The 19,762-nt window shown below is 35.8% G+C and carries 24 protein-coding genes; 17 read left to right on the top strand and 7 right to left on the bottom strand.

Going from position 1 to position 19,762, the window contains the following annotated elements; genetic code table 11:
* Position 1 precedes the first annotated feature (1 nt).
* The 17 genes from QMZ64_RS21380 (at position 2) to QMZ64_RS21300 (ending at position 15,388) form a co-directional block, all read left to right on the top strand.
* Positions 2–364 carry a DUF5592 family protein gene (locus QMZ64_RS21380; RefSeq protein ID WP_025809609.1) on the top strand — a complete coding sequence of 121 codons (363 nt, stop codon included), beginning with the start codon at positions 2–4 and terminating at the stop codon, positions 362–364.
* Complete coding sequence (locus QMZ64_RS21375; protein WP_025809611.1) at positions 354–1,097, top strand: hypothetical protein; 744 nt, start codon at positions 354–356, stop codon at positions 1,095–1,097. Before QMZ64_RS21380 ends, QMZ64_RS21375 begins: the two co-directional genes overlap by 11 nt.
* A 10-nt stretch (positions 1,098–1,107) precedes the next feature.
* Complete coding sequence (locus QMZ64_RS21370) at positions 1,108–3,075, top strand: VirB4 family type IV secretion system protein (protein ID WP_025809613.1); 1,968 nt, start codon at positions 1,108–1,110, stop codon at positions 3,073–3,075.
* A gap of 28 nt (positions 3,076–3,103) precedes the next feature.
* On the top strand, positions 3,104–3,709 hold the full coding sequence (locus QMZ64_RS21365; protein WP_025809615.1) for a hypothetical protein: 606 nt from the start codon (positions 3,104–3,106) through the stop codon (positions 3,707–3,709).
* Positions 3,710–3,723: 14 nt separating this feature from the next.
* Positions 3,724–4,869: a C40 family peptidase gene (locus QMZ64_RS21360; protein WP_025809617.1), complete on the top strand. Its 1,146-nt coding sequence runs from the start codon at positions 3,724–3,726 to the stop codon at positions 4,867–4,869.
* Positions 4,870–4,904: 35 nt separating this feature from the next.
* Positions 4,905–5,801: a hypothetical protein gene (locus tag QMZ64_RS21355; RefSeq protein ID WP_301441549.1), complete on the top strand. Its 897-nt coding sequence runs from the start codon at positions 4,905–4,907 to the stop codon at positions 5,799–5,801.
* Between the two features lie 348 nt (positions 5,802–6,149).
* Entirely contained in the window at positions 6,150–6,410 is a 261-nt protein-coding gene (locus QMZ64_RS21350) for a hypothetical protein (RefSeq protein ID WP_128739523.1), read from the top strand.
* The gene (locus QMZ64_RS21345; protein ID WP_025809623.1) at positions 6,407–6,799 is read left to right on the top strand and encodes a hypothetical protein; all 393 of its coding nucleotides are present in this window, start codon (positions 6,407–6,409) and stop codon (positions 6,797–6,799) included. The genes QMZ64_RS21350 and QMZ64_RS21345 overlap by 4 nt, the downstream gene beginning before the upstream one ends.
* A gap of 5 nt (positions 6,800–6,804) precedes the next feature.
* Positions 6,805–8,043 carry a MobP2 family relaxase gene (mobP2, locus tag QMZ64_RS21340; RefSeq protein WP_238550068.1) on the top strand — a complete coding sequence of 413 codons (1,239 nt, stop codon included), beginning with the start codon at positions 6,805–6,807 and terminating at the stop codon, positions 8,041–8,043.
* Positions 8,044–8,354: 311 nt separating this feature from the next.
* Positions 8,355–9,422, top strand: a complete 1,068-nt coding sequence (locus QMZ64_RS21335; RefSeq protein WP_025809627.1) for a pentapeptide repeat-containing protein — start codon at positions 8,355–8,357, stop codon at positions 9,420–9,422.
* Positions 9,423–9,514: 92 nt separating this feature from the next.
* The gene (locus QMZ64_RS21330; RefSeq protein ID WP_025809628.1) at positions 9,515–10,291 is read left to right on the top strand and encodes a hypothetical protein; all 777 of its coding nucleotides are present in this window, start codon (positions 9,515–9,517) and stop codon (positions 10,289–10,291) included.
* A 354-nt stretch (positions 10,292–10,645) separates the two neighbouring features.
* Complete coding sequence (locus QMZ64_RS21325; RefSeq protein WP_155266819.1) at positions 10,646–10,813, top strand: hypothetical protein; 168 nt, start codon at positions 10,646–10,648, stop codon at positions 10,811–10,813.
* Between the two features lie 19 nt (positions 10,814–10,832).
* Entirely contained in the window at positions 10,833–11,309 is a 477-nt protein-coding gene (ssb, locus tag QMZ64_RS21320) for a single-stranded DNA-binding protein (RefSeq protein WP_025809630.1), read from the top strand.
* Positions 11,310–11,395: 86 nt separating this feature from the next.
* Positions 11,396–13,723: a DNA topoisomerase gene (locus tag QMZ64_RS21315; protein ID WP_301441548.1), complete on the top strand. Its 2,328-nt coding sequence runs from the start codon at positions 11,396–11,398 to the stop codon at positions 13,721–13,723.
* A 55-nt stretch (positions 13,724–13,778) separates the two neighbouring features.
* Positions 13,779–14,267 carry a hypothetical protein gene (locus QMZ64_RS21310; protein WP_025809635.1) on the top strand — a complete coding sequence of 163 codons (489 nt, stop codon included), beginning with the start codon at positions 13,779–13,781 and terminating at the stop codon, positions 14,265–14,267.
* A 53-nt stretch (positions 14,268–14,320) separates the two neighbouring features.
* The gene (locus QMZ64_RS21305) at positions 14,321–14,695 is read left to right on the top strand and encodes a hypothetical protein (protein ID WP_025809637.1); all 375 of its coding nucleotides are present in this window, start codon (positions 14,321–14,323) and stop codon (positions 14,693–14,695) included.
* A gap of 33 nt (positions 14,696–14,728) precedes the next feature.
* Positions 14,729–15,388 carry a restriction endonuclease gene (locus tag QMZ64_RS21300; protein ID WP_025809639.1) on the top strand — a complete coding sequence of 220 codons (660 nt, stop codon included), beginning with the start codon at positions 14,729–14,731 and terminating at the stop codon, positions 15,386–15,388.
* A 309-nt stretch (positions 15,389–15,697) separates the two neighbouring features.
* Here the strand turns inward: QMZ64_RS21300 and QMZ64_RS21295 are convergent, their stop codons facing one another.
* The 7 genes from QMZ64_RS21295 to QMZ64_RS21265 form a co-directional block, all read right to left on the bottom strand.
* Positions 15,698–16,231 carry a hypothetical protein gene (locus QMZ64_RS21295; protein WP_025809641.1) on the bottom strand — a complete coding sequence of 178 codons (534 nt, stop codon included), beginning with the start codon at positions 16,229–16,231 and terminating at the stop codon, positions 15,698–15,700.
* Between the two features lie 142 nt (positions 16,232–16,373).
* Positions 16,374–16,751, bottom strand: a complete 378-nt coding sequence (locus QMZ64_RS21290) for a hypothetical protein (RefSeq protein WP_025809642.1) — start codon at positions 16,749–16,751, stop codon at positions 16,374–16,376.
* Between the two features lie 1,059 nt (positions 16,752–17,810).
* Positions 17,811–18,248, bottom strand: a complete 438-nt coding sequence (locus QMZ64_RS21285; protein ID WP_224991039.1) for a hypothetical protein — start codon at positions 18,246–18,248, stop codon at positions 17,811–17,813.
* 48 nt (positions 18,249–18,296) lie between these two features.
* Positions 18,297–18,458 (bottom strand): hypothetical protein, encoded by a 162-nt coding sequence (locus QMZ64_RS21280; protein ID WP_301441547.1) that lies wholly within the window; start codon positions 18,456–18,458, stop codon positions 18,297–18,299.
* 296 nt (positions 18,459–18,754) lie between these two features.
* Positions 18,755–19,087 carry a hypothetical protein gene (locus QMZ64_RS21275; RefSeq protein ID WP_073461449.1) on the bottom strand — a complete coding sequence of 111 codons (333 nt, stop codon included), beginning with the start codon at positions 19,085–19,087 and terminating at the stop codon, positions 18,755–18,757.
* Positions 19,088–19,151: 64 nt separating this feature from the next.
* Positions 19,152–19,346, bottom strand: a complete 195-nt coding sequence (locus QMZ64_RS21270) for a hypothetical protein (RefSeq protein WP_301441546.1) — start codon at positions 19,344–19,346, stop codon at positions 19,152–19,154.
* Between the two features lie 49 nt (positions 19,347–19,395).
* Positions 19,396–19,614, bottom strand: a complete 219-nt coding sequence (locus QMZ64_RS21265) for a hypothetical protein (RefSeq protein WP_301441545.1) — start codon at positions 19,612–19,614, stop codon at positions 19,396–19,398.
* Positions 19,615–19,762: the final 148 nt, after the last annotated feature.

Raw genomic sequence — 19,762 nt, 5'->3', positions numbered from 1 at the left:
AGTGAGCTATCCGATTCCCAAAGAGGTCAAAACAGATATTAAAGTTAAAGGATTCCTATATCTTAAAGATGTAGGAATCCTTACTGGTGTGTTAATTTTATCAGAAACTTTTAAAGGTAATATTCATACGGCTTTCTTAATTCCTTATTATATTTTCACTTTTTCGATAACGATTTTTCTCATATTGCCATCTATTAAAAACCCAAAGAAAAAGAATTTTCACTCGATATACTATGCCCTAAAGAGATCGAGGAAAGTCTATCATTCTCTCGATCGTAGACCGTTGGAAGATATTGATGAGCTTTATGAATCTATTGGTGTTCCCGTAAATGAAGTGAAAGGGAGAGATAGACATGTTGTTTGATGCAAAAAATGTTGAATTAGATAAGGTGATTAACCAGGGGACTAATCATAGAAGTGAGGGGATTGAGGATAAACAAAAAGAGCAGGACCAAAAGGAGGAAGCATCAAAAAAAGTTAAAGGCAAAAAAGAACGGAAGACTTTAAAAAAATTAAAGGTTATCCCTTCTAAGACAACCAATGAAAAAGCAAAGTCTCTTGACGAACCTAAAAAAGCAAAAGTCTACTCTGAGGTAGTCGAAGTTATTCCATTTGTTGATGTCACTGAGGAAAATTTCTTTGAATTGAAGAACGGCTCAATGGAGATTCTACAACTGGAGAGTGAAGATACCAAAAATAAAAACGAAGATGACATTAGATATATGATTTTCTCAATTACAAAGTTTTTAAGAACATATAGTGCAGACTTCAAATGGGTTTCTATGGGGTTTCCTGTATCAACAAGCAGGCAGCTTGAATACTGGCTAAAAAAATTTAGCGAAACAGATAATCCAATTAAGGCCCAATTTATTCAACAAAAAATCAACGAATTAAAATATTTAGAGGAGAACTATTTGAATCGTGATTACTACCTTTTCCTATATTCCGATGAAAAGACCTTGGATTCATTGAAGGACAATATTAAGTCTGTAAAAAGAGCAAATAGAGCTGTCATGCCGCTTATTGAAATACCCCAAGAAAAAAAATATCAAATTTTATATAAAATGAACAACATGAATTCAAAAATTAAGTCCTAGAGGTGGTTATATGAAAATTTTAGATAAAGTCAGACGAAAAAGGACAGATGCTGAAATAAAATTAAAGAAGGGTTATAACCCTTCTTTAATTTCGATGATTCAACCCCAAGGTGGTATACAATTTCATGAGAATTTCATACAGAAAGGAGATGGGTATGAGGCAATTATTCATATCTATGATTATCCAACCACTGTAGAGGAATTTTGGCTAGAGCCTATTATGAACTTGTCAAATGTAAATGCAATCGTAACGGTAGATGTTTCAACCGAAGAAAGGTCAAAAGCGATTACCCAAGTTAACAACGGTATGAAAGAACAGATTGACAGAGTAAATTCTGAAAAAAATCAAACGAGTAAAATTGATGCTGCAAATACCTATCAATCATTAGAACACATTTATAATGAAATCTCTCAACAGAGCGAGGTTCTAAAATTAATCAATATTCGTATCGCAGTTAGTGGAAAAACAATTAAAGAAACGGAAGACAATATTAAGGCAGTCATTGAAGACCTAGAGGGTAGGGGGTTTCATATGACTGTCTTATTAAATGAGCAAGAGTACGAATATAATTCGTTATTTACGTCGTATACTTCTCAGCAAAAGTATCCAAATAAACGTACCGGAAAAGCTCTTCCGGGGCAAACTTTGGCAGCTGCCTTACCTTTTAATTTCAGTAAACTGGAAGACCCAAATGGTTCATATATTGGAACTACAAGCACTGGAGGGGTAGTTCTGTTTGATATGTTTCATTTGTCCAAAAAGAGAAACTATTATAATGGTGTAGTCGTTGGAACAATGGGTGCTGGTAAGTCTACGACATTGAAAAAAATTGGCGTGGACAATATTATCAGGGATAACTTCATTCGCGGTTTTGATGTTGTTGGTGAATTCAAACCATTGGTCAATAAATTTGGCGGGAAGTATATTTCCTTGGATGGAAGTTCCGGGGTTATTAATCCTTTACAAGTATTGAAAACGTCTGCAGATAAAGATTTATCTTTTCTTGAAAATGAGCAACAGTCATTTATGAAACACCTTTCAAAGCTAAATAACTTTTATAAATTCCTTGTTCCGTCCGCAAGTGATCAAGATCTTCAAGAGTTTGGTCGAATTTTAAAGAAAATGTATTCTTCAATAGGCCTTGATCCTAACATGGAGGAAGGTATAACAAATCTTCCGAGTGATCGGTATCCTATTTTTTCTGATCTGCTTAATTTTGTGAGAAATGAACTCTATGAAGATTTTGATAAAAAAGAATTTCATAAGGAACTCTCTCCGACGAGATGTAAACGATTGGAGGATATTGAATTAACAATAGAATCCATTGTTGAAGACTACGGAAGACTTTTTAATGGACATTCATCCATAGAGGATATAACAAATGAGCAAATTGTTTTTTTCTCTATCCGAAGTCTAACTTCTTTGAAAAAGGAAGTCTTTAATGCTCAAATGTTTAATGCATTGAACCTAATTTGGGACAATATGATTCAAATTGGGAAACCTCAATACGACAGTTTGTATGTTGATGATGGATTTACTATCGAGGAGAAACTTGAAAAGATTAGACGAATGCTTGTCATCATTGATGAATCTCATAGAATCATTAATGCAAATAATGAACTGGCAGTTGATTTTATGACTGACTTTGCAAGGGAAGCAAGAAAATATTTTGGTGGACTTTTCTTTGCTTCACAATCTATAAGAGACTTTGTCCCTGAAGGAAGTAGCGCAAATGTTATTGGTAAAATAAAAACGTTATTCGAGTTAACTCAATATAAGTTTATTATGAAACAAGATTCAAACACTCAAAGAGATTTAAAAAATATTTTCCAAGGTCAGCTGTCCGACAGTGAATTGGCCGCAATACCAACTTTAGAAAAAGGGCAATGTATTTTGGCCATCACTGGCCAAAATAATATCTCTTGCAATATTGATGTAAGTCCGGATGAACTTCAATTATTCCAAGGTGGTATGTAACCAATTCATATATTGGAGCTGATTATTGATGGAGAATCAAAACAAAAAATATTTTAAACGTTTAGTTGTAGTCGCGGTAATTTTGGCTCTGAGTGTTGCTTTATATGTTTTTAAGGATCACTCAAAACACCATGATGAAGAGTTAGATGATAACAAGAATGCGGCAACTCTTAAAAATGAGAGTGTTGATGATGATTTAAAAAATTCAAATTCAAGCGATAACAGTGAATCTGAACAAAGAAGCATTTACCCTGATAGCGAGGTCAAGAAAGCAAGAGATATCGCAGAAAAATTTGTAAGATCAATATACTCTTTTGATGGAAAGCATCCTAGTAAAGGATTTAAAGATGCGAAAAGATATGTTACAGAGACGCTTGGGAGGATGATTGAAGACGGAGGAGTTGAAAACATTAGACCAACGTCAGACTATTTTAGTCGGTCGGTATCAACGATTGATGTTCAAATACCTAAAAATGAAACAGAGGAATTCCTTACATTGAATGTAAATGTTAAGGGCGAAATATTAAACAAAAACGGAAAAATAACAAAAACGGAACAAAAGGTATATCTTGTCCGATTTGAGGAAATTAAAAGTGAATACAAAGTTGCTGATTACGTCATCGATCCTGAATAAGAGGTGAACGGTTAATGGAGAATAGTTCAGGAGCAGCTGTGCAACATGCAAAAGAAATGGCAAAGGCATATATAAAAAAAGTGGTACTAAGAGTTATTCTTAGTACCCTTTTTTCATCAGTAGGACTAATTCTTATTGGAGTTTTGATTATATGTTTTGCTATCGCAGCTGTTGTAAATGAAAAGAACAATAGCATGGAGTTTGGTACTGGTGGAGTCTATGAGGTTAACATTTCTGAAATTGGAGCTAACGAAATCCCCGCAGAGTTTGTAGATATATATAAAAGGGCCGGAGAAAAGTATGGCATACCATGGACATTGTTAGCAGCTGAACATCGTGTCGAAACAACCTTTAGTTCAAATCTATCAGATTCTTCGGTAGGAGCAGTCGGTCACTTTCAATTTATGCCGAAAACCTGGATAGGGTGGGGATATCCAGGAGGAAACCGTGTTGGAAACCTTGATATTCCAAAGGATAAATTAACTGATCCAAAACTGATTAAAAAGTATGGAGGATATGGTGTAGATGCAAATAATGATGGGAAAGCAGATCCGTGGGATTTAGAGGATGCTGCTTTTTCTGCGGCCAAGTATTTACGAGACAATGGTGGAGCACAAGGTGACTTTAGGAGTGCTGTTTACGCGTACAATCATGCTGATTGGTACGTTGAAGAAGTACTCTCTTACTTTAACAAATACACAGCAGGATATAAATTAATTTCGGTTAATGAAGGTGCAAACATAGCTAAAGGAGGAAACAAAGCTATAGAAAAAGCAATAGCAGCTGGTTCAACATTGGTTGGGAAATCACCTTACAATTGGGGCGGCGGACGTACTACAAGTGACATATTGCGGCATTCATTTGATTGTTCAAGTTTTGTTAGATGGGCTTATGAACAGGGTGGAGTAAATCTTGGACCAATGGCTTCTACCACAACAGATACCCTTGTAAGGCAAGGTAAAGCAGTTTCTAGTATGTCTATGAAAAGAGGCGATTTACTCTTTTTTGACACATATAAAAGGAACGGTCATGTGGGAATTTATTTAGGGAATGGACAGTTTTTAAACGATAATTCTAGTCATGGAGTTTCAATTGACAGCCTGAATAATTCTTATTGGAAGGCAGCATTTAAAGGCGTTGTTAGAAGAGTTGTGCAATAAGGCTAAGATGAATAATGGAAGGATGGACATAAAGATTGGCACAAAAAATTAAGTTAACAAAGAATAAAAAAAGCGCCTCGTATCTTGTAATTGCGCTAGTTGGAATGATGGTCTTTGTATTTCTATTAACGAGTAAAATCACTTTGTGGGATGATACTCCGATTCTTCAAACCCCGTTTAACGAAAAAGTTGAAGGGTTAAGCGATAATGCAGTTGTCTTAAAAGAGTGGGAGTACAATCCAAAGAAAGAGTTGATGGAGGTTATCATTAAAGCTGATTCTAAAGGTGGAATTGCAAATGACAATTTAACGTTTTTTGCAAAAGAAAAACAAAACCCTATGAAAAAAATTCCCGTAGAAGTGGTTGCTCAATATGATGATATGTATGTGCTTCACATTAATAAGATCCCAACAGATTACAAAGTAGTAGGTATTGTTATTACAGAAAAAGAACAAGATGAGGCAGTGAACTTGGGTCATTTGTACTCAGTTGATCTGTTCGCTGAAAATCAAGAAACAGAAAAAAATGTTGAAAATGATATTGCATCTGTCACGATTTATGGTGACTACAGAAAGGTTAAAGTGAACAATAAGCTTAAAACTCTAACCAAAGAGGAGTACTTGGTTAAAGGAATAAAAGAAGAAATTTCAACAAAAAAGGAAGAGAAACAAAAAATTGACCAAATGATCCCGGAACAACGTCAATTGATCGGCAAGACAAAAGCTGAAATTAACGAGCTTGAAGAAAACAAAAAGTATCAAACTGAAAAAGAAAAATTGGATACTGATTCTGTAATTGCGAACAAAAAAGAAGAAATTAATAAGGCTGAAACGGCAATTGAACAGCTCACAAATACATCAAAAGACTATGCAGATAAAATTGAAAAGTTGAATTTAAAGCTGAAGGACGCGGAAAAGACACTGAAAAAGTAAGCCGCAAAAATCCGTTGGTTTGAGCAATATAAGTGTGGAAATTAGATATTTGGATTAAATGTTAAAGCGTTTTTTTTCGCGTTTTTTTAAGAAAAAGAGTATGGCAAGTGTATGGCAAACGGTGTGGCAAACGTATGGCAAAAATAGAAATCATGGGTATAGGGTTTTGTTAGGCTCTGCCTAACTCCACACCTTCGGTGGGGACAAAAACCCCTTATGCTCTTTTTTTCTCTCTCGCTACCCGCCGTTGCCTTGGGGGAGTAGGACACCTATGTTTTGTAATTGGTCAGTTTGTTTCCTTCCCCAGGCTACAAAAAAAGAAATGATTGTGAAAAAGGAGCGACTGAAATGGAGATTAAAGTACGGAAATTAAATGCCGGTGCAGTTAAAACAATAGACGAATTAGCAAAACAGAAAGGGATGAAAAGAGAACCTTATTTGCGGTTGTTAATTGAAAATCATGCTGCGTCAGCTTCCTTACAAGACTTAAAAGATGATTTAGCAATTGAGCAAAAAAGAACAAACATGCTCTTGGAGAAAAATTTAAAAATGACAGAGGAAATTTATGATGCATTGTTTGCAAAGGATGAAGGGGGAATGTTTGTATGAGCCTGGTGAAAGATACATTTCGAATAAAAGAAGAAACAATGAATGTGATATTAGCGATTCAAGAAGAACAACATTTAAGCTCAAAAGGAAAAGCAATTGACTTCTTAGCAGCGAATTATAATTCGACTCCTATTGAAGAAAGAATTGCGAAAGAAGTAACGGCGCAGCTGAGTAATCACTTAACGAGGATAAGGCTCGGAACAAATAACAGCGATAGGAACTCACAGGTCATTATTGAATTGCTTAATACCATTTTGATTAAAGAAGAATATGCGAATTGCTTGTCATCTGAAGAGTATATGTCGCCTGCATTAGCTGATGCTCTTGATATAGTGAAAAAACGAATTGAAAGGTTTAAACAGGTTAAAGACAATTCGAAAAGAAGGTAATGGAATTGGTAAAGAATGCAGGGGTTGTTCATATTCAGAAGTTTGTTGTTGCAGAAGAAGCAAAAAAACTATACGGCGGCATCAATGGATATATCAATTACATTGGAAGAAAAGAAGCAGTTCAAGAAAAAGAAAATGATCTTGAACTATTTGATTCTTATCATGACTATATGAACTATATGGAAGATGAAAAAAAATCAAATGGCCTTTTTACAAAGGATATTGATTTTGTCGATGAAGAAGGTAAAAAGGAATTAAAAAAGCTTTTTAAAATTGCCGAACAAAAGCAAAGTGTTTTATGGCAAGACGTATTTAGTTTTCGGAATGAGTGGCTTGAAAAGCATGGGGTTTATGATTCAAAGACGGGTTCTTTGGACGAAAATAAATTAAAGAATGCAACACGTAAAGCGATGGATACAATGTTGGAAAAAGAGAAAATGACTGATACAGCAATCTGGACTGGTTCAATTCATTTGAATACAGATAATATTCATATCCACGTTGCTACGGTGGAGCTTACACCTTCTCGTAAAATAATGCCTAATGGACAATTCAGAGGGAAAATTAAAAGGAAAACCCAAGAAGCTATGAAATCCAAGATAGGCAATTATATAATGGACCGTAGTCAAGAAAGAGCGTTGTTGGACGAAATTGTTAGAGGCAAAATTATTAAAGGAAAAGAAAAAGTCTCTCTTTCAAAAGATCGAAAAACAAAAAAACTTTTTAAAGAAGTTATTAATGAACTTCCCGCAGAAAAAAAATATTGGCAATACAATTATGGCAAAATAGATCACGTTAGACCCAAAATTGATGAGATTAGCAAGATATATATCGAAAAATACCACAAAAAAGATTTTGAGAACTTCCAACAAAAATTGAATGAAGAAGTTAAAGTGATGCGTGAAGCTTTTGGAGAGGAAAAACGAGATCAATATGAAAAATATAAGCAAAAAAAGATTGATGACTTGTATACCAGGTTAGGGAACACTGTTCTAAAAGAAATGAAGAATTATGTTTCAGAACGTGATAATATGTCGTTTGATTACAATCGAAAAAGGCGTCCGGTTCGAAGAAGTGTGTCTTTAAAAAATAATAAACAATTCGAAAACAATATATCAACTTTATATGCTTTGAAGCAAATGAATAGAGCGATGGATCGATCATATGAAAAATGGAGGAGTCAGCAAGAGTTTGAACGTATACATGGGATTCAAAATGAACATGAATATGAAATAGGCGAATGAAAACTTGGCAGTAAAGTGGCAGTAAAGTGGCACACTTTTGGCAGAATTGAAATGATAATATAGAAATATCAAGGTAAAGGAGGATGAGTGCTATTGCTAAAGGAGGCTCTTATAAGAAGTTCGTTTTATCCAAAGATGCCTTTTAAAAACAGTGTTGTATTAGGGACCATCGGTGAAATGAGGAGTACCAGAATCTCCAGTAAGGAATTACAAGAAGTGATTCGAGAAAACAAGAAAAAAACAGCAAAACCATCGTCTAAGTAGTAAACCATGACGGTGGTTTTTATTTTGATTTCAAAGGAGGGAAATTTGTGCAACATATACAATTGAAAAAAATATCTCAACAGGAGTTAAATGAAATGGTTGTTGAAAACGAAATATTTTTGGCGGCTGTGTCTGATTTAAATACGGCTGAAGAAAAGTATGGAGACGTTGTGCATACAGTTGTTGCCCCGGATTTTTCATATACTGATTTAAGAGGGTTGGCCTTTCCCGCAAACGCTAATTTACGCGGAGTATCTTTTGAAGGGGCGAATATAAGTGGTTTACGTCTATACTCTCCAGACTTATACAAAGCAAACTTTAAAAATGTAACAGCTAAGGGAACGCAGTTTATTGGCGGAAATTTGGATGAAGTATCCTTTGAAAATGCTGAACTTGAGAAAGCAGTGTTCGAGCAGGTTTGCGGTAAAAACATAAAATTCAATAATGCTTCTTGCAAAGAGGTTGATTTGCAGTATTCTTCAATTGATAATTCTGCTGATTTCACAGGTGCTATTGTTAAAGGGATGGTTCCTAGTATTGAAATGAAAATGATCCCTAACAAGAAGATATTAGAATTTAACAAAAGAACTTTTGATACCCATATTCATGAAGCGTTTGATGATGATTTTGGGCAAAATATAGTTTATGACTGTCCTGTTATGCGGGATATTTTGAGGGATGATCAGTATATGAAGGTAGCAATTGAATCTTTAAAAAAGGGAGATATCATTTTAGAAGAATACGATTTATTAGATCCTAATTTGGATTCAATAATTAACTCAATGAATTTAAGAATTGATAAAGGTACGCCTAATGATTTTGTAATGGCCCAAGTTGTAAAGGATATTGAGGTTATTCCACAGACAGACAATCCTTATAATCGAAATGACGAAAAAGTGATCCTCATCACGCAAGACTTATTAGATGTAGACAGATACTCAATAGCAACAGAAAAAGAATTAAGTGTATTTGAATCAAGTGATGGGATATCTAAAGCTAATAGGCCTTCTTTTGAGAAAATTATTGAAAGAGCAGAACAATTTATGGATCTGGAACTTCCAAAACAACAAATGATTAAACACAACTCATTAAAGATACCGGACTTGGAAAGATGAAGCTACACCAAGCTCGAATACAATTAAGGGATTGGTTGAAGGGGAGCAAATGCTTCCCTTTTTTTGTGTATAAAAGAAAGAGGGGGATGTAATTGAACTGCGAAAAGATTAATTTATATTCCAAAATCCAAGAGTGTTTAAAAAAAGAAGGCATCATAATCAAAGAAACATTTCAAAATTCTTTGAAGCCACCTGGTGAACAGTTCGAAATTTTTATATATAAAAGCAACCAACAAAAAGAGGATAAAAGAGAAATTAAAACGCTTGCAGAAATAATAGCCCCGCAGTTCTCGGATGATGAAGATTTCGCTAAGTGTGTTCGGATGACGAAGTGCTATGGATTATACCAGCTGGCACAAAAGTATAAGGGGCTAAAAAGGCATTTTCTCTTTTCTGATACTTATTTGACTAATCATATAAGGGATATTCTATCATGGGAAGAAGCGAGGAAGTTTTTGGAGAAGTTGGGTATCATCGATAAACCGATGTTATTAAAAAGGAAGACAATTTTCAGAAAGGTGTTCCGGCCAAAATATCAACATAGTACGTCGAGTTTAGAATTCGAAAAGGTTAAACTAATAGATCGTGCTCACTTTTGTAAAAACAACTCACTTTACCCTCTTTTCCACAAGGTATCCAAAGGAATTTTAAACCTAATAAAGTTAGGTTTGTTAACTTATATAGCCATTGCAACTCTTGTGATATTTAGCAGAAATAATATCCCCTTGCCGCCTGGGTTTGATCTTAAAGATATGAGTGCTAATCAAATCTTTAGTCTCTTTGTTACGCTGTTTTTTTATATTGAGATTCCTTTAATTATTTTCTGGAGATTGCTTTCAAGGAACTTTGATGGAAAATGGATCAAATGAATTTAAAATGCAAGAGGGTGTTTAAAGATGAATAAAAAATCATCAAGACTGTGGCTCGGAATCTTAGTTTATTCTTTTTTGGTGTTTGCTGCAGTAAGTTTAATTATGCTTAATCAATGTTCTTATTTAATAACTCCTATACAAGGAACGGTGAACAAGTATGTTTAAATTCTTAGATAATCGAAAATCTGTGAATCTACTTTTCCGAAACTTTTTAAATGATAGCTCTCAAAACTATGAAAGAAACCATTTGAAAGTGTACAAAGCTATACAAGACACGAAAAGAAAAAGAGTACAAAGATCACAAGTAATTTACTTATAACTCGCTCAAAGTTGAGGAAACCAGGTGCAGGGATGAGTCAGGCCGGCGGCCGCGGCCAAGAAAAACGGCCAGCGATCGGTCCGGATTTCGGAAGAACAGCGTGCGGCAAACGCAAAGCGCCCGCCGGCATAGGAAACCCCGTAGCTACAGGGATCAGGCAGGGCTGCGACATGGCCGAGAAAAAGGTCGATAAAGGATAATTAAAAAGGAGAAAAGGCTATGTTAAACAGAGTTATTTTGACAGGAAGATTAGCAAAAGATCCTATTTTACGCTATACACCCAATGGAAAAGCTGTAGCAGTCTTTACACTTGCAGTAAATCGAACATTTACTAACCAACAAGGTAATCGAGAAGCCGACTTTATCAACTGTGTGGCTTGGAGAAATCAAGCCGAAAACGTCGCAAACTTTCTTAAAAAGGGAAGCCTTGTTGGTGTAGATGGACGTTTGCAAACGAGGAGCTATGATAATCAAGAGGGTCAACGTGTCTTTGTAACGGAAGTGCAAGCTGAAAGGGTTCAATTCCTTGAGCCAAAAAGCAATGGCGCTGGATCTGGCGGTGGACAAAATGTTCCGGATTCACTCGGAAGGGAGCAGAGTGATTTTAATCAAAGAAGCAGCTTTAATGACAATGACGTTCCATTTGCAAATAACGGAAAATCAATTGATATCTCGGATGATGATTTGCCATTTTAAAGGTGAATTTATAGGCTGGATCAAAACAATAACAAGGGAAATAGCATCTAACCTTGCTAAATGAAATCCAGAAAGGAGAAAAAACAATGAAAGAACTATTTGTATGTGAAAAACCTTCTCAAGCCGAAGATTATGCTGCGGCATTAAGTGGGAACTTTCAAAAGAAAAATGGTTATTTGTTAGGTGAAGATGGAAAAGTGTTCACTTACGCTTTTGGTCATCTTGTTAAAGTAAAGGGGCCGGAGCAATTAAACTGGAAAGCAGAAATAGAGACCTTACCGTACTTTGAAAAAAATATGGCACTCTCTATTATTGAGGATAAGAAAAAGCAATTTAACGTTATTGTTAGATTGATGAAAAAAGCCGAAACCATAGTCATTTCAACTGATGCCGGTCGTGAGGGTGAGCATATTTTCCGGAAAATTTATAAACTGAGTGGTGTGAAAAAACCACTTAAAAGGTTGTGGGTACAAGATAATACGGTAAGTGGTATTAAAAAAGCGTATTCTCGCATGAGAGACGGAAGTGAATATGAAGGTTTGGCTACAGCTGGTCAGCTTCGTGAAGAAGCTGACCTTTTAGTTGGTGTCAACTCTACAATCCTTGCTACACGTTTATCTTCAAGTCGAACACCTATTTCGCTCGGACGGGTTCAAACGCCGACTTTAAGCATGATTGTAAAAAGAGACTACACAATTGAAAACTTTAAAAAGGTTGAGCATTATACTATATCGGCTCCTATAAAGAAGCAGGACTTAGGTGAATTCGAATTAGTACTTGAAAAGGATCAACAACTTACAAAAGACGATGCTGAGAGTATTTTGGCTGCCCTGGGGAACCGAAAAGGTTTATCATTTGACGAGAAGGTTGAAAAAGAAAAACCGAAGCAGCTGTTTGATTTAACATCTTTACAAATTGAAATGAACAAAAAAGTTGGCTGGTCAGCAAAAAAAACGTTGGATATCCTGCAAGGGCTTTATGAAAAGCACAAGGTGGTCACTTATCCGAGAACGTCTTCAAGGTTTGTAGCGAGTACAGAAGAATTCCCAGCACTGTTAGAACAGCACAAAGATCATCCTTTAATTGCTCATATTGTTGAAAATGGATATGAGATTGAGAAATCCTTTGTTAATCCGGGAAAAGTCACTGATCATGAGGCGATTATCATTACGAAACAGAAACCTGAAAGCCTTGGTAAAGAGGAAGAGTTGCTTTATGATGTGATTCTCAAACGATTTGCGGCAGCATTTTATCCGCCAGCAGTTTATCAAAAAACAAGCGCTGAGTTTTCTGATGGGGAGCATGTTTTTAAAGCCCATGAAAAAGCCCTTATTGAAAAAGGATGGAGGTCAATTTACGATGATGCAATTCAGCAGCCGGTATTAAAAAACATTAAAATGGACGACATTGATAACTATGGGCTAAAAAGAAAAGAAACTAAGCCGCCGCAAAGGTACAATGAGGCAGCGCTTTTAAAAGATATGGAGAACGCACATAAGTTCATTGAAGAAGCTGAGGATAAAAAAATCATAAAAAAATCAGGTATTGGGACACCTGCCACCCGAGCTGAAATAATCGAGGTGCTTTGTAAACGGAATTTTGTTGAAAGGCAAGTAGTAAAGAATAAAGAAGTGCTGATATCAACACCATTGGGAAGAAGCGTTATTAATATGATGCCTGAAGACTTTCTTCTTTACAGTCCGAAAATGACAGCCGTTTTTGAAAGTATGCTTGCTGATGTTGAAGAAAGTAATCTGACTCCAGATGAATTTTATAAGGAACTTGAGGATCTTGTTTACGGAATAGCCAAAGAAATAAGTGAGAATATCAAATCCTTAGAAGCAGAAACAGCAAGAGAAATCATAGCAAGCTGCCCCAACTGCGGCCGCGATATGTATGAGACAGAAAAAGGATATTCATGCAGCGGGTATAAAGAGGGCTGTAAAACAACATTGTGGAAAAATAGTCTTGAAAGGTTTGGTAAAAAGACAATTGGAAAGGCTGAAGCCAAAAAACTTCTTGCCGGGGAAAGTGTCAAAGTAAAATTGAAAAGTAAAGAAAAAGGTACTTCCTATGAGAAAAGGGTTATTTTCAATAAAGAAAAAAGCTGGCTGGAGTTTTCAAAAGAAGAATCGACTGAAAAAGAAGTCATAGCAAGCTGCCCGAACTGTGGCAGGGATATGTATGAAAACCAAAAAGGATATTCATGTAGCGGATATAAAGAAGGCTGTAAAACAACATTGTGGAAAAACAATCTTGAAAAGTGCGGTAAAAAGAAAATCGGCAAGGCTGAAGCTAAAAAGCTCCTTGTAGGGAAACGTGTCAGAATGAAATTGAAAAGTAAAACCGGTAACGCTTACGAAAAAGAGGTTGTTTTCAATAAAGAAAAAAACATGGTTGTGTTTGCGGAGTGAAATTAGGGAGCAGTTGTATTAGCCATCGAATGCGAATCAAAGGAGCAGAATAATAATGATTTATAAAATCGACCATTATTATAGTACGGATCATGACAAATACTCTATTTTTATAGATTGTGAGATCAAGCCTCAAATGCTTGTGAAAACTCTAGGATTTATTCATTTTGAGTTTGAGGAGTTAGTCAGCAATGACGGTTGTATGGATGTACGTCACTTAGCTGTAATCCTAGAAAAGTTCTTTAACGCAAAAAATGCAACTGATAAATACAGAAAATATTTGCCTTTGCTGCAACTAGAAGAAAAGGACTGGGATTACCTGATTAGGAATACTTGGTTGATCGATCGTGTAAAACGTGATCAAATAAACGATGAAACAATTGAAGTTAACCCATACACCGGTCATTTAACGATTATTCATGTTGATTGGTTTTCGGCAAGAGAAATTTGCTGCGGTAAAGTAGCTGAGAAATATTCATATATACCTGATACTCCTGATTTCAAAAAAGAAATAAGGAACATTGCCGATTTTTACAACTACTAGGTAGGCTGACTCTATGGGTCAGCTTTTTAAAAATTTGTAAAAGGAGAGATACCGTGAATGAGCTTAAAATGAATAAGGAATTGCTTTTAAGCGACATTGAAAATGATCTAAATAAAATGAACGATCGACAGCTGAAGGATCTTGGATATGAATTTTTGCACACTGGTATTATATCGATAAGAGCACTTACAGCTGAAATGTTTGAAAAGAAAGTTTTAAACAAAGCAAATGAAGTGTGTAATGTTATTTCTTCAGCCATTCACAATTTACCCTTTCTCCTATTCGCGGATTATAATAGGGATATGTTGATTTGGGAATTAAGTCAATGTATAACGAAAATGAAACGGCTGGAGCATGAATTGAAAGATAATATTCGCATTTTAATTAACCCTTTCATTGAAGTAATGAAAAAAAGAGAATCCCTATAAAAAGGGATTCTTTTTCTATAAAGGAGTAGAATCATGCACATTATAGGAAACTTAACATTAGGAAAACTCTTGGCGGTTATGTTTATTTTATTCCTAATCTTAGGAATGCCAAAGATATTACAGTGGTTTAAAAACAAAAAAACGATGAGTGTCCTTGCTCGATCCGGGATAAGGGATATCGACAAAATGGATGGTTTTCAATTTGAAGTCTATTTAAAAGCACTGTTGAAGAAAATGGGGTACAAGCCTATGGTGACCTCTAAAAGCCATGATTATGGCGCTGATGTGATCCTAGAGGGGAAAAATCGTATTGTTATTCAGGCAAAAAGATATGGTGTGAGAAATAAAGTAGGCGTCGATGCTGTTTTTCAAGCGTTAGGAGCACGCTTTTGTTATGATGCAAAGGAAAGTTGGATTATAACAAATAGTCAATTTACAAAAAATGCAAAGTGGGCTGCCGAAAAATGCAATGTTCGGCTAATTGATCGTTTAAAACTTCAAGAACTGATATTGGAAGTAAATCCAGAGGTGACACCAAAACAGGTTTATGAAGTAGTAGAGCCGGCTGCTCGAAAATGCCCTAAATGCAATTCTGATCTCATTTTAAGAAATAGAAATACCCCAAAACAATTCTTTGGTTGTTCGAGATATCCTCACTGTAAACATACAGAAGCGATTAATAAACGAAAATGACAGGGGTGGTCGGGATGGAATAAACTACAGAAAAATATAAATCCCCGGATGGTCTAATTCCGGGGATACGGTAGCAATCAATCCTCAAGCATAAAGATTGACTATATATAATAATACATTTAGATCGGTCATGTGTAAACTGGGGATGTACTGCTATTGCTCTGCTTGCGCCCTTAATTAACCAAACTTGAAATCCAACTCAAAACGCTGAAAAAAAGGATTACAAACAAACCAATTAGTCCCCAAAAACCGCATTGCAACACAATATCAGCAAGTCTATGTTTCTCCATATCGGCACTGGTCCTTTCATTAGGATTTTAAAATGTCATTTATGTCTCGGTCATTGTATTTGCTGAAATCAATCATTGGTTCCAAATTCTTTGTTTTGTTCTTTACGTTTTTAAGGTACTTATCAAAAAAGTGTTTGTCCAACTTCGGTGGTATGTAGCCTAAACGTGTCTTAATAATGTTTTCAACTACATACATTTTTTTTGTGAAGAATTTATAATCTTCATTGAGTACCTCGTAAGCTTCTTTAAAGGAAGAAGTACTTCCCACTTTTTGAATTTCCTTTTTAATTTTAGATATCTCGCTTGTTGCATTGCTGCGTTGCTTTCTTGCCTCTTTTAGCAAAAAAAGAAGATCAACGGTAGGGAGAAGCATCAATTCAGGCGTGGTTTTTTCCAGATCATTTTTTGATGCGCGTTCTTTGTAAATCACACTAATCCTTACACCGTCTTCTTTAACAAGATCTGAAGGAATGTTCATGGTGCAGAACTCGCAATAATATCGCAAATGGTCTAGTTTCTCGACTTTGCTGCCGCAGTATGGACATGTTTTCATTTGTCATTGCCCCCGTCTTAATTGTTTTATTCCGTCACTGAGTGAATCCATTAAAGAATGGTGTTTTTCAAGAAACTCCTTTAGTTCTCTCGCTTTCTCGTCCCTAAATGAACCGGCGTGATTGAATTGGCCAATATTTAGTTCAGGATTTAAGCCAGTCAACGTTACGATTTAATTGTTGGTAGCTTTTATAATGTTCATCCAGGAAAGCATCAAGAAAAGGCTTGATTCCCTCGGCGAATATTTCTCTTTCACTCTTCGATTTAAAGTGAAATACCTTTCCGCGAAAAACTTCCTTGACATTAACTTTTGTGTCGGTGGGCCAATCTTTGAATAGAGTCGTAAAATCAAAAATATCAACTAAACCTTTAACAATAAGATCAGCTGTCTGATTGAGTATAGCTTCTTTCATGGTAAAGACAGCTTTCATTTCATCTATAGGTTTGAAAAAGGTTCCGGTGTTGTGATATTCAAAACGCCATTCAAAATAATAGCGATTGTGATTGTTCAGTTTAAACATTCTTTTTTGGAATTCTTTATTATGAAATTGAATTTTGATTTTTGCTTTGAAAGGTTTTACCTCAGTTGCATCATCTATTTCCTGAACATTTACCTAGTACGGTATGTCAGGGTTAGCTTGGCTTTTTGAAAGCCATTGATTTATGTGCTTCACGAAAATCCTCCTTTACTTCACTATTAAATATGAACGTCCGGTCAGTGATCGGTCCGGAATCCGGAAAAACAGAGTCCGGCAAACGCTGAGCGCCGCCGTGGCCAGGAACCAGGCGGGCGGCTGCGGCGCAATTCACTTTTCAAAAGCATATAACTCCACAAATATACCGGAAAATCCGGTATTCCAATTATAAACCACTACTACTTCTTTACCGGTATCGCTTTTTACTTGCTGTGAAAAATCATTCGCAAATTGCTAGTACCGTTGAAGCATCCTATCCTTTAATATCATTTGTTTTTTTATGCTTGGTTGTGAAGGCAATTAATTTATTATTACCTACCATAAGTAACACTTCTTTCTTTTTTCAAATTGTCTATTATAAAATTGAATTTCGATTTTTACTTTGAAAAATTTGTTTCAACCTTTCAAGAAGTTGCCTTTCCAGCGGTCTTGCTACCATGGATACGGACAGCCGAGTCTTGGCGAAATACGGTGGCCAAATATCAGCCCGGGTCCATAAGAACAGCGGGCCGAAGCGCCCGCCGTGGTCAGGAACCAGGCAGCATAAGCTGTAGGAATTAGCTAGTCCTGCGGGTGCGGCCAAGAAAAACGGCCGACGATCGGTCCGGGATCTGGAAGAACGGCGTGCTTCAAACACCAAACGCCCACCGTAGCCAAAAAAAGACCTTCCAACATTGAGTTGAGTTTTTAGTATTGGGAATTGAGAAACGGCTATCTCATAGTCTTCGCCATTAAAAACAATTTTTCCGTTTTCAATTACATCAAAATCACTATTGTTTACTCTTTTTACGGTATAGCTGCCGAATACTTTACTTTCTTCTATTTCAAAGAGCTTCTGTTACTTTTATCAACATTATGGCTTCTCCTTTGCGTGTTTGTTTGATGTTAGCCTTCTAAGCCAATTTCTTTTTTGTTTGCGACATTAAAGGTTTTGTATTTTTGCGTGAACATATCTTTGTTAATAGTGGCAGTGTGAGTGTTGCGAAAGGTCCCCGAAGCATCTACCAACTGTAAAATTTCACTTGATCTATCAAATGTGATATAAACACCTTCTTTAAAAAGTTCTCCTTGTGCAAATTGCTGATTGCCACTTGCTAAATCATCGAGTGCCTCAAGAAACGACTTGGTAAATTCATTTGTTTTACCATTAATGATCTCATAAGTAACTTCATCTGTATGAGCGTATGCAAACAATATATTGGGATCATCGTGTTCAGCATCTAATCTAGCCATTTGTTCTAATGTATAGCCTTCTGGATAATCTTCAGGATCTGGAGTGTATTCGTATGTCATTGTTCTAATTAATCTCACTTGCTTAGTCATTTAAATTCACCCTCCTACATTTTGCTTCCGATTTTATAAATGAACTCTTTAATGTCTTGAAGATTCCTTGTCAATTAAATCAACAATATCAAACAGTTCTCGCCCCATTTCTTCAGTCATGATTACATGATGCTTTTGATAAAAAGTTTGCAGTGCTTCTTTGATTTGTCCATAGTTAACTTTTTGAATTTGATCAATTTGCTTAGACATTTTTCTTCTCCTTTTGACTGTCTCGAAGGAGAACTGTTTTCGAGACAATGATCATTTTTTTGATTTGTTGTCTGCTTTTATTAGCTTATCAATTTCAGTGAAGTTTTTGTTGAAAACCACTGTATAGTTATGGCCATTTACTCTTGCCAGGTGTTATATACAATTCAAACAAATTGTTTCAACCTTCTTTCAATTTAAGATGATTTTTGGTTTGAACGTCCAGCCAGGAACCAGAACAGCCGGTATTGTAGTGAATGGCGGTGGACGTTCAAGATCCTTACCAAAACAAACTAGGGTCAGCATGACAGTTTATCGGGTAATTCCTCGACATAACCCTGAAATTCTTTTAAGTTTTCAAAGAGGTGAGTGGTTTCAGACCATGTAAAAACACATTGTGGTGTTTCGAAGTTTGTTTGAATTTCCAATACGATTTCTAAGCCGCCGAGACTATTGTTTTCCATAAACGAAAAGAAGTCATCTTCGTCTAAGTGCTTGCGCATTATTTTTTCCAATGTAGATCTTTCTGTAATCACTAATGTATAAAAGTCTGATCCTGTATTTTCATATGTTTTTAAAGCAAAACCTTTTCTTTTTAACAAATTCAATAAATCTTTTTCTTTAATTTGCATCTTCTAGACCTCATTTCTTTGATTGAATTTCTAGTGGAGCAGGCATAAAGCCTGCTCAAAATCGTTATTCTTGAAAGATTACTAATTTCTCAATTTGTTCAATCTCAATTTCAAGATCATCAGGTTTTATATTGAGCTTATTGGAATACGTCTTTTTAAGCTCTTCTCTGACATTATTGATATTTGAAGCCGGAATAGTACCTGATATTGGTGGGGAAAAGCCATTGCTCACTGTAAAAGAATATAAATTTAATTTCATAGTTGATCATTCCTTGAGTTGTCTTTATGCTTGTGTTTTTAATCGCTACCTAGTTTTCATCGATCAATTGATAATCCCCGTTGACAGGAATAAGCTTCTTTCCTGACTTTTTGCAAGAAACTATTTTCCATTTCAAAGAGGAAACCAGGTCTTGAAGATAATTTTCTGCGTTGGTTTCTTCTTCGGGTACTGGCATAAGCAATTGTACCAATTTGTCTGAATTGCAGACCTGTGCTTGATATAAATCGAAAGTTACTTCGATGTTCATTTTCGATCCTCCTTTCCTTTAAAATGGTTTTGTCTTTTCCTCCTTTTTCTTTTTGCCTCCGAAGGGAGTTAGTTCCCCGAAGGGGGATTATTTTTCCCTTTTGGCATGGAGAACGGACAACTGCGGTTAGCCGAATGACAAGAGTGAC

Source organism: Bacillus sp. LB7 (assembly GCF_030449715.1).
In the GTDB taxonomy this organism is placed as follows: Bacteria; Bacillota; Bacilli; order Bacillales; family Bacillaceae; genus Bacillus; species Bacillus paralicheniformis.
The sequence above is the reverse complement of the archived record's forward strand: the minus strand, read 5'-3'. Positions and strand labels throughout refer to the sequence as shown.

Coding starts and splice junctions, on each gene's coding strand:
- QMZ64_RS21370 (WP_025809613.1), top strand. CDS start 1,108: ATGAAAATTTTAGATAAAGTCAGACGAAAAAGGACAGATGCTGAAATA.
- QMZ64_RS21360 (WP_025809617.1), top strand. CDS start 3,724: ATGGAGAATAGTTCAGGAGCAGCTGTGCAACATGCAAAAGAAATGGCA.
- QMZ64_RS21350 (WP_128739523.1), top strand. CDS start 6,150: ATGGAGATTAAAGTACGGAAATTAAATGCCGGTGCAGTTAAAACAATA.
- QMZ64_RS21290 (WP_025809642.1), bottom strand. CDS start 16,751: ATGTTTAAACTGAACAATCACAATCGCTATTATTTTGAATGGCGTTTT.
- QMZ64_RS21275 (WP_073461449.1), bottom strand. CDS start 19,087: ATGCAAATTAAAGAAAAAGATTTATTGAATTTGTTAAAAAGAAAAGGT.
- QMZ64_RS21365 (WP_025809615.1), top strand. CDS start 3,104: ATGGAGAATCAAAACAAAAAATATTTTAAACGTTTAGTTGTAGTCGCG.
- QMZ64_RS21270 (WP_301441546.1), bottom strand. CDS start 19,346: ATGAAATTAAATTTATATTCTTTTACAGTGAGCAATGGCTTTTCCCCA.
- QMZ64_RS21265 (WP_301441545.1), bottom strand. CDS start 19,614: ATGAACATCGAAGTAACTTTCGATTTATATCAAGCACAGGTCTGCAAT.
- QMZ64_RS21285 (WP_224991039.1), bottom strand. CDS start 18,248: ATGACTAAGCAAGTGAGATTAATTAGAACAATGACATACGAATACACT.
- QMZ64_RS21310 (WP_025809635.1), top strand. CDS start 13,779: ATGATTTATAAAATCGACCATTATTATAGTACGGATCATGACAAATAC.
- QMZ64_RS21280 (WP_301441547.1), bottom strand. CDS start 18,458: ATGTCTAAGCAAATTGATCAAATTCAAAAAGTTAACTATGGACAAATC.
- QMZ64_RS21345 (WP_025809623.1), top strand. CDS start 6,407: ATGAGCCTGGTGAAAGATACATTTCGAATAAAAGAAGAAACAATGAAT.
- QMZ64_RS21315 (WP_301441548.1), top strand. CDS start 11,396: ATGAAAGAACTATTTGTATGTGAAAAACCTTCTCAAGCCGAAGATTAT.
- QMZ64_RS21295 (WP_025809641.1), bottom strand. CDS start 16,231: ATGAAAACATGTCCATACTGCGGCAGCAAAGTCGAGAAACTAGACCAT.
- QMZ64_RS21375 (WP_025809611.1), top strand. CDS start 354: ATGTTGTTTGATGCAAAAAATGTTGAATTAGATAAGGTGATTAACCAG.
- ssb (WP_025809630.1), top strand. CDS start 10,833: ATGTTAAACAGAGTTATTTTGACAGGAAGATTAGCAAAAGATCCTATT.
- QMZ64_RS21300 (WP_025809639.1), top strand. CDS start 14,729: ATGCACATTATAGGAAACTTAACATTAGGAAAACTCTTGGCGGTTATG.
- QMZ64_RS21325 (WP_155266819.1), top strand. CDS start 10,646: ATGAGTCAGGCCGGCGGCCGCGGCCAAGAAAAACGGCCAGCGATCGGT.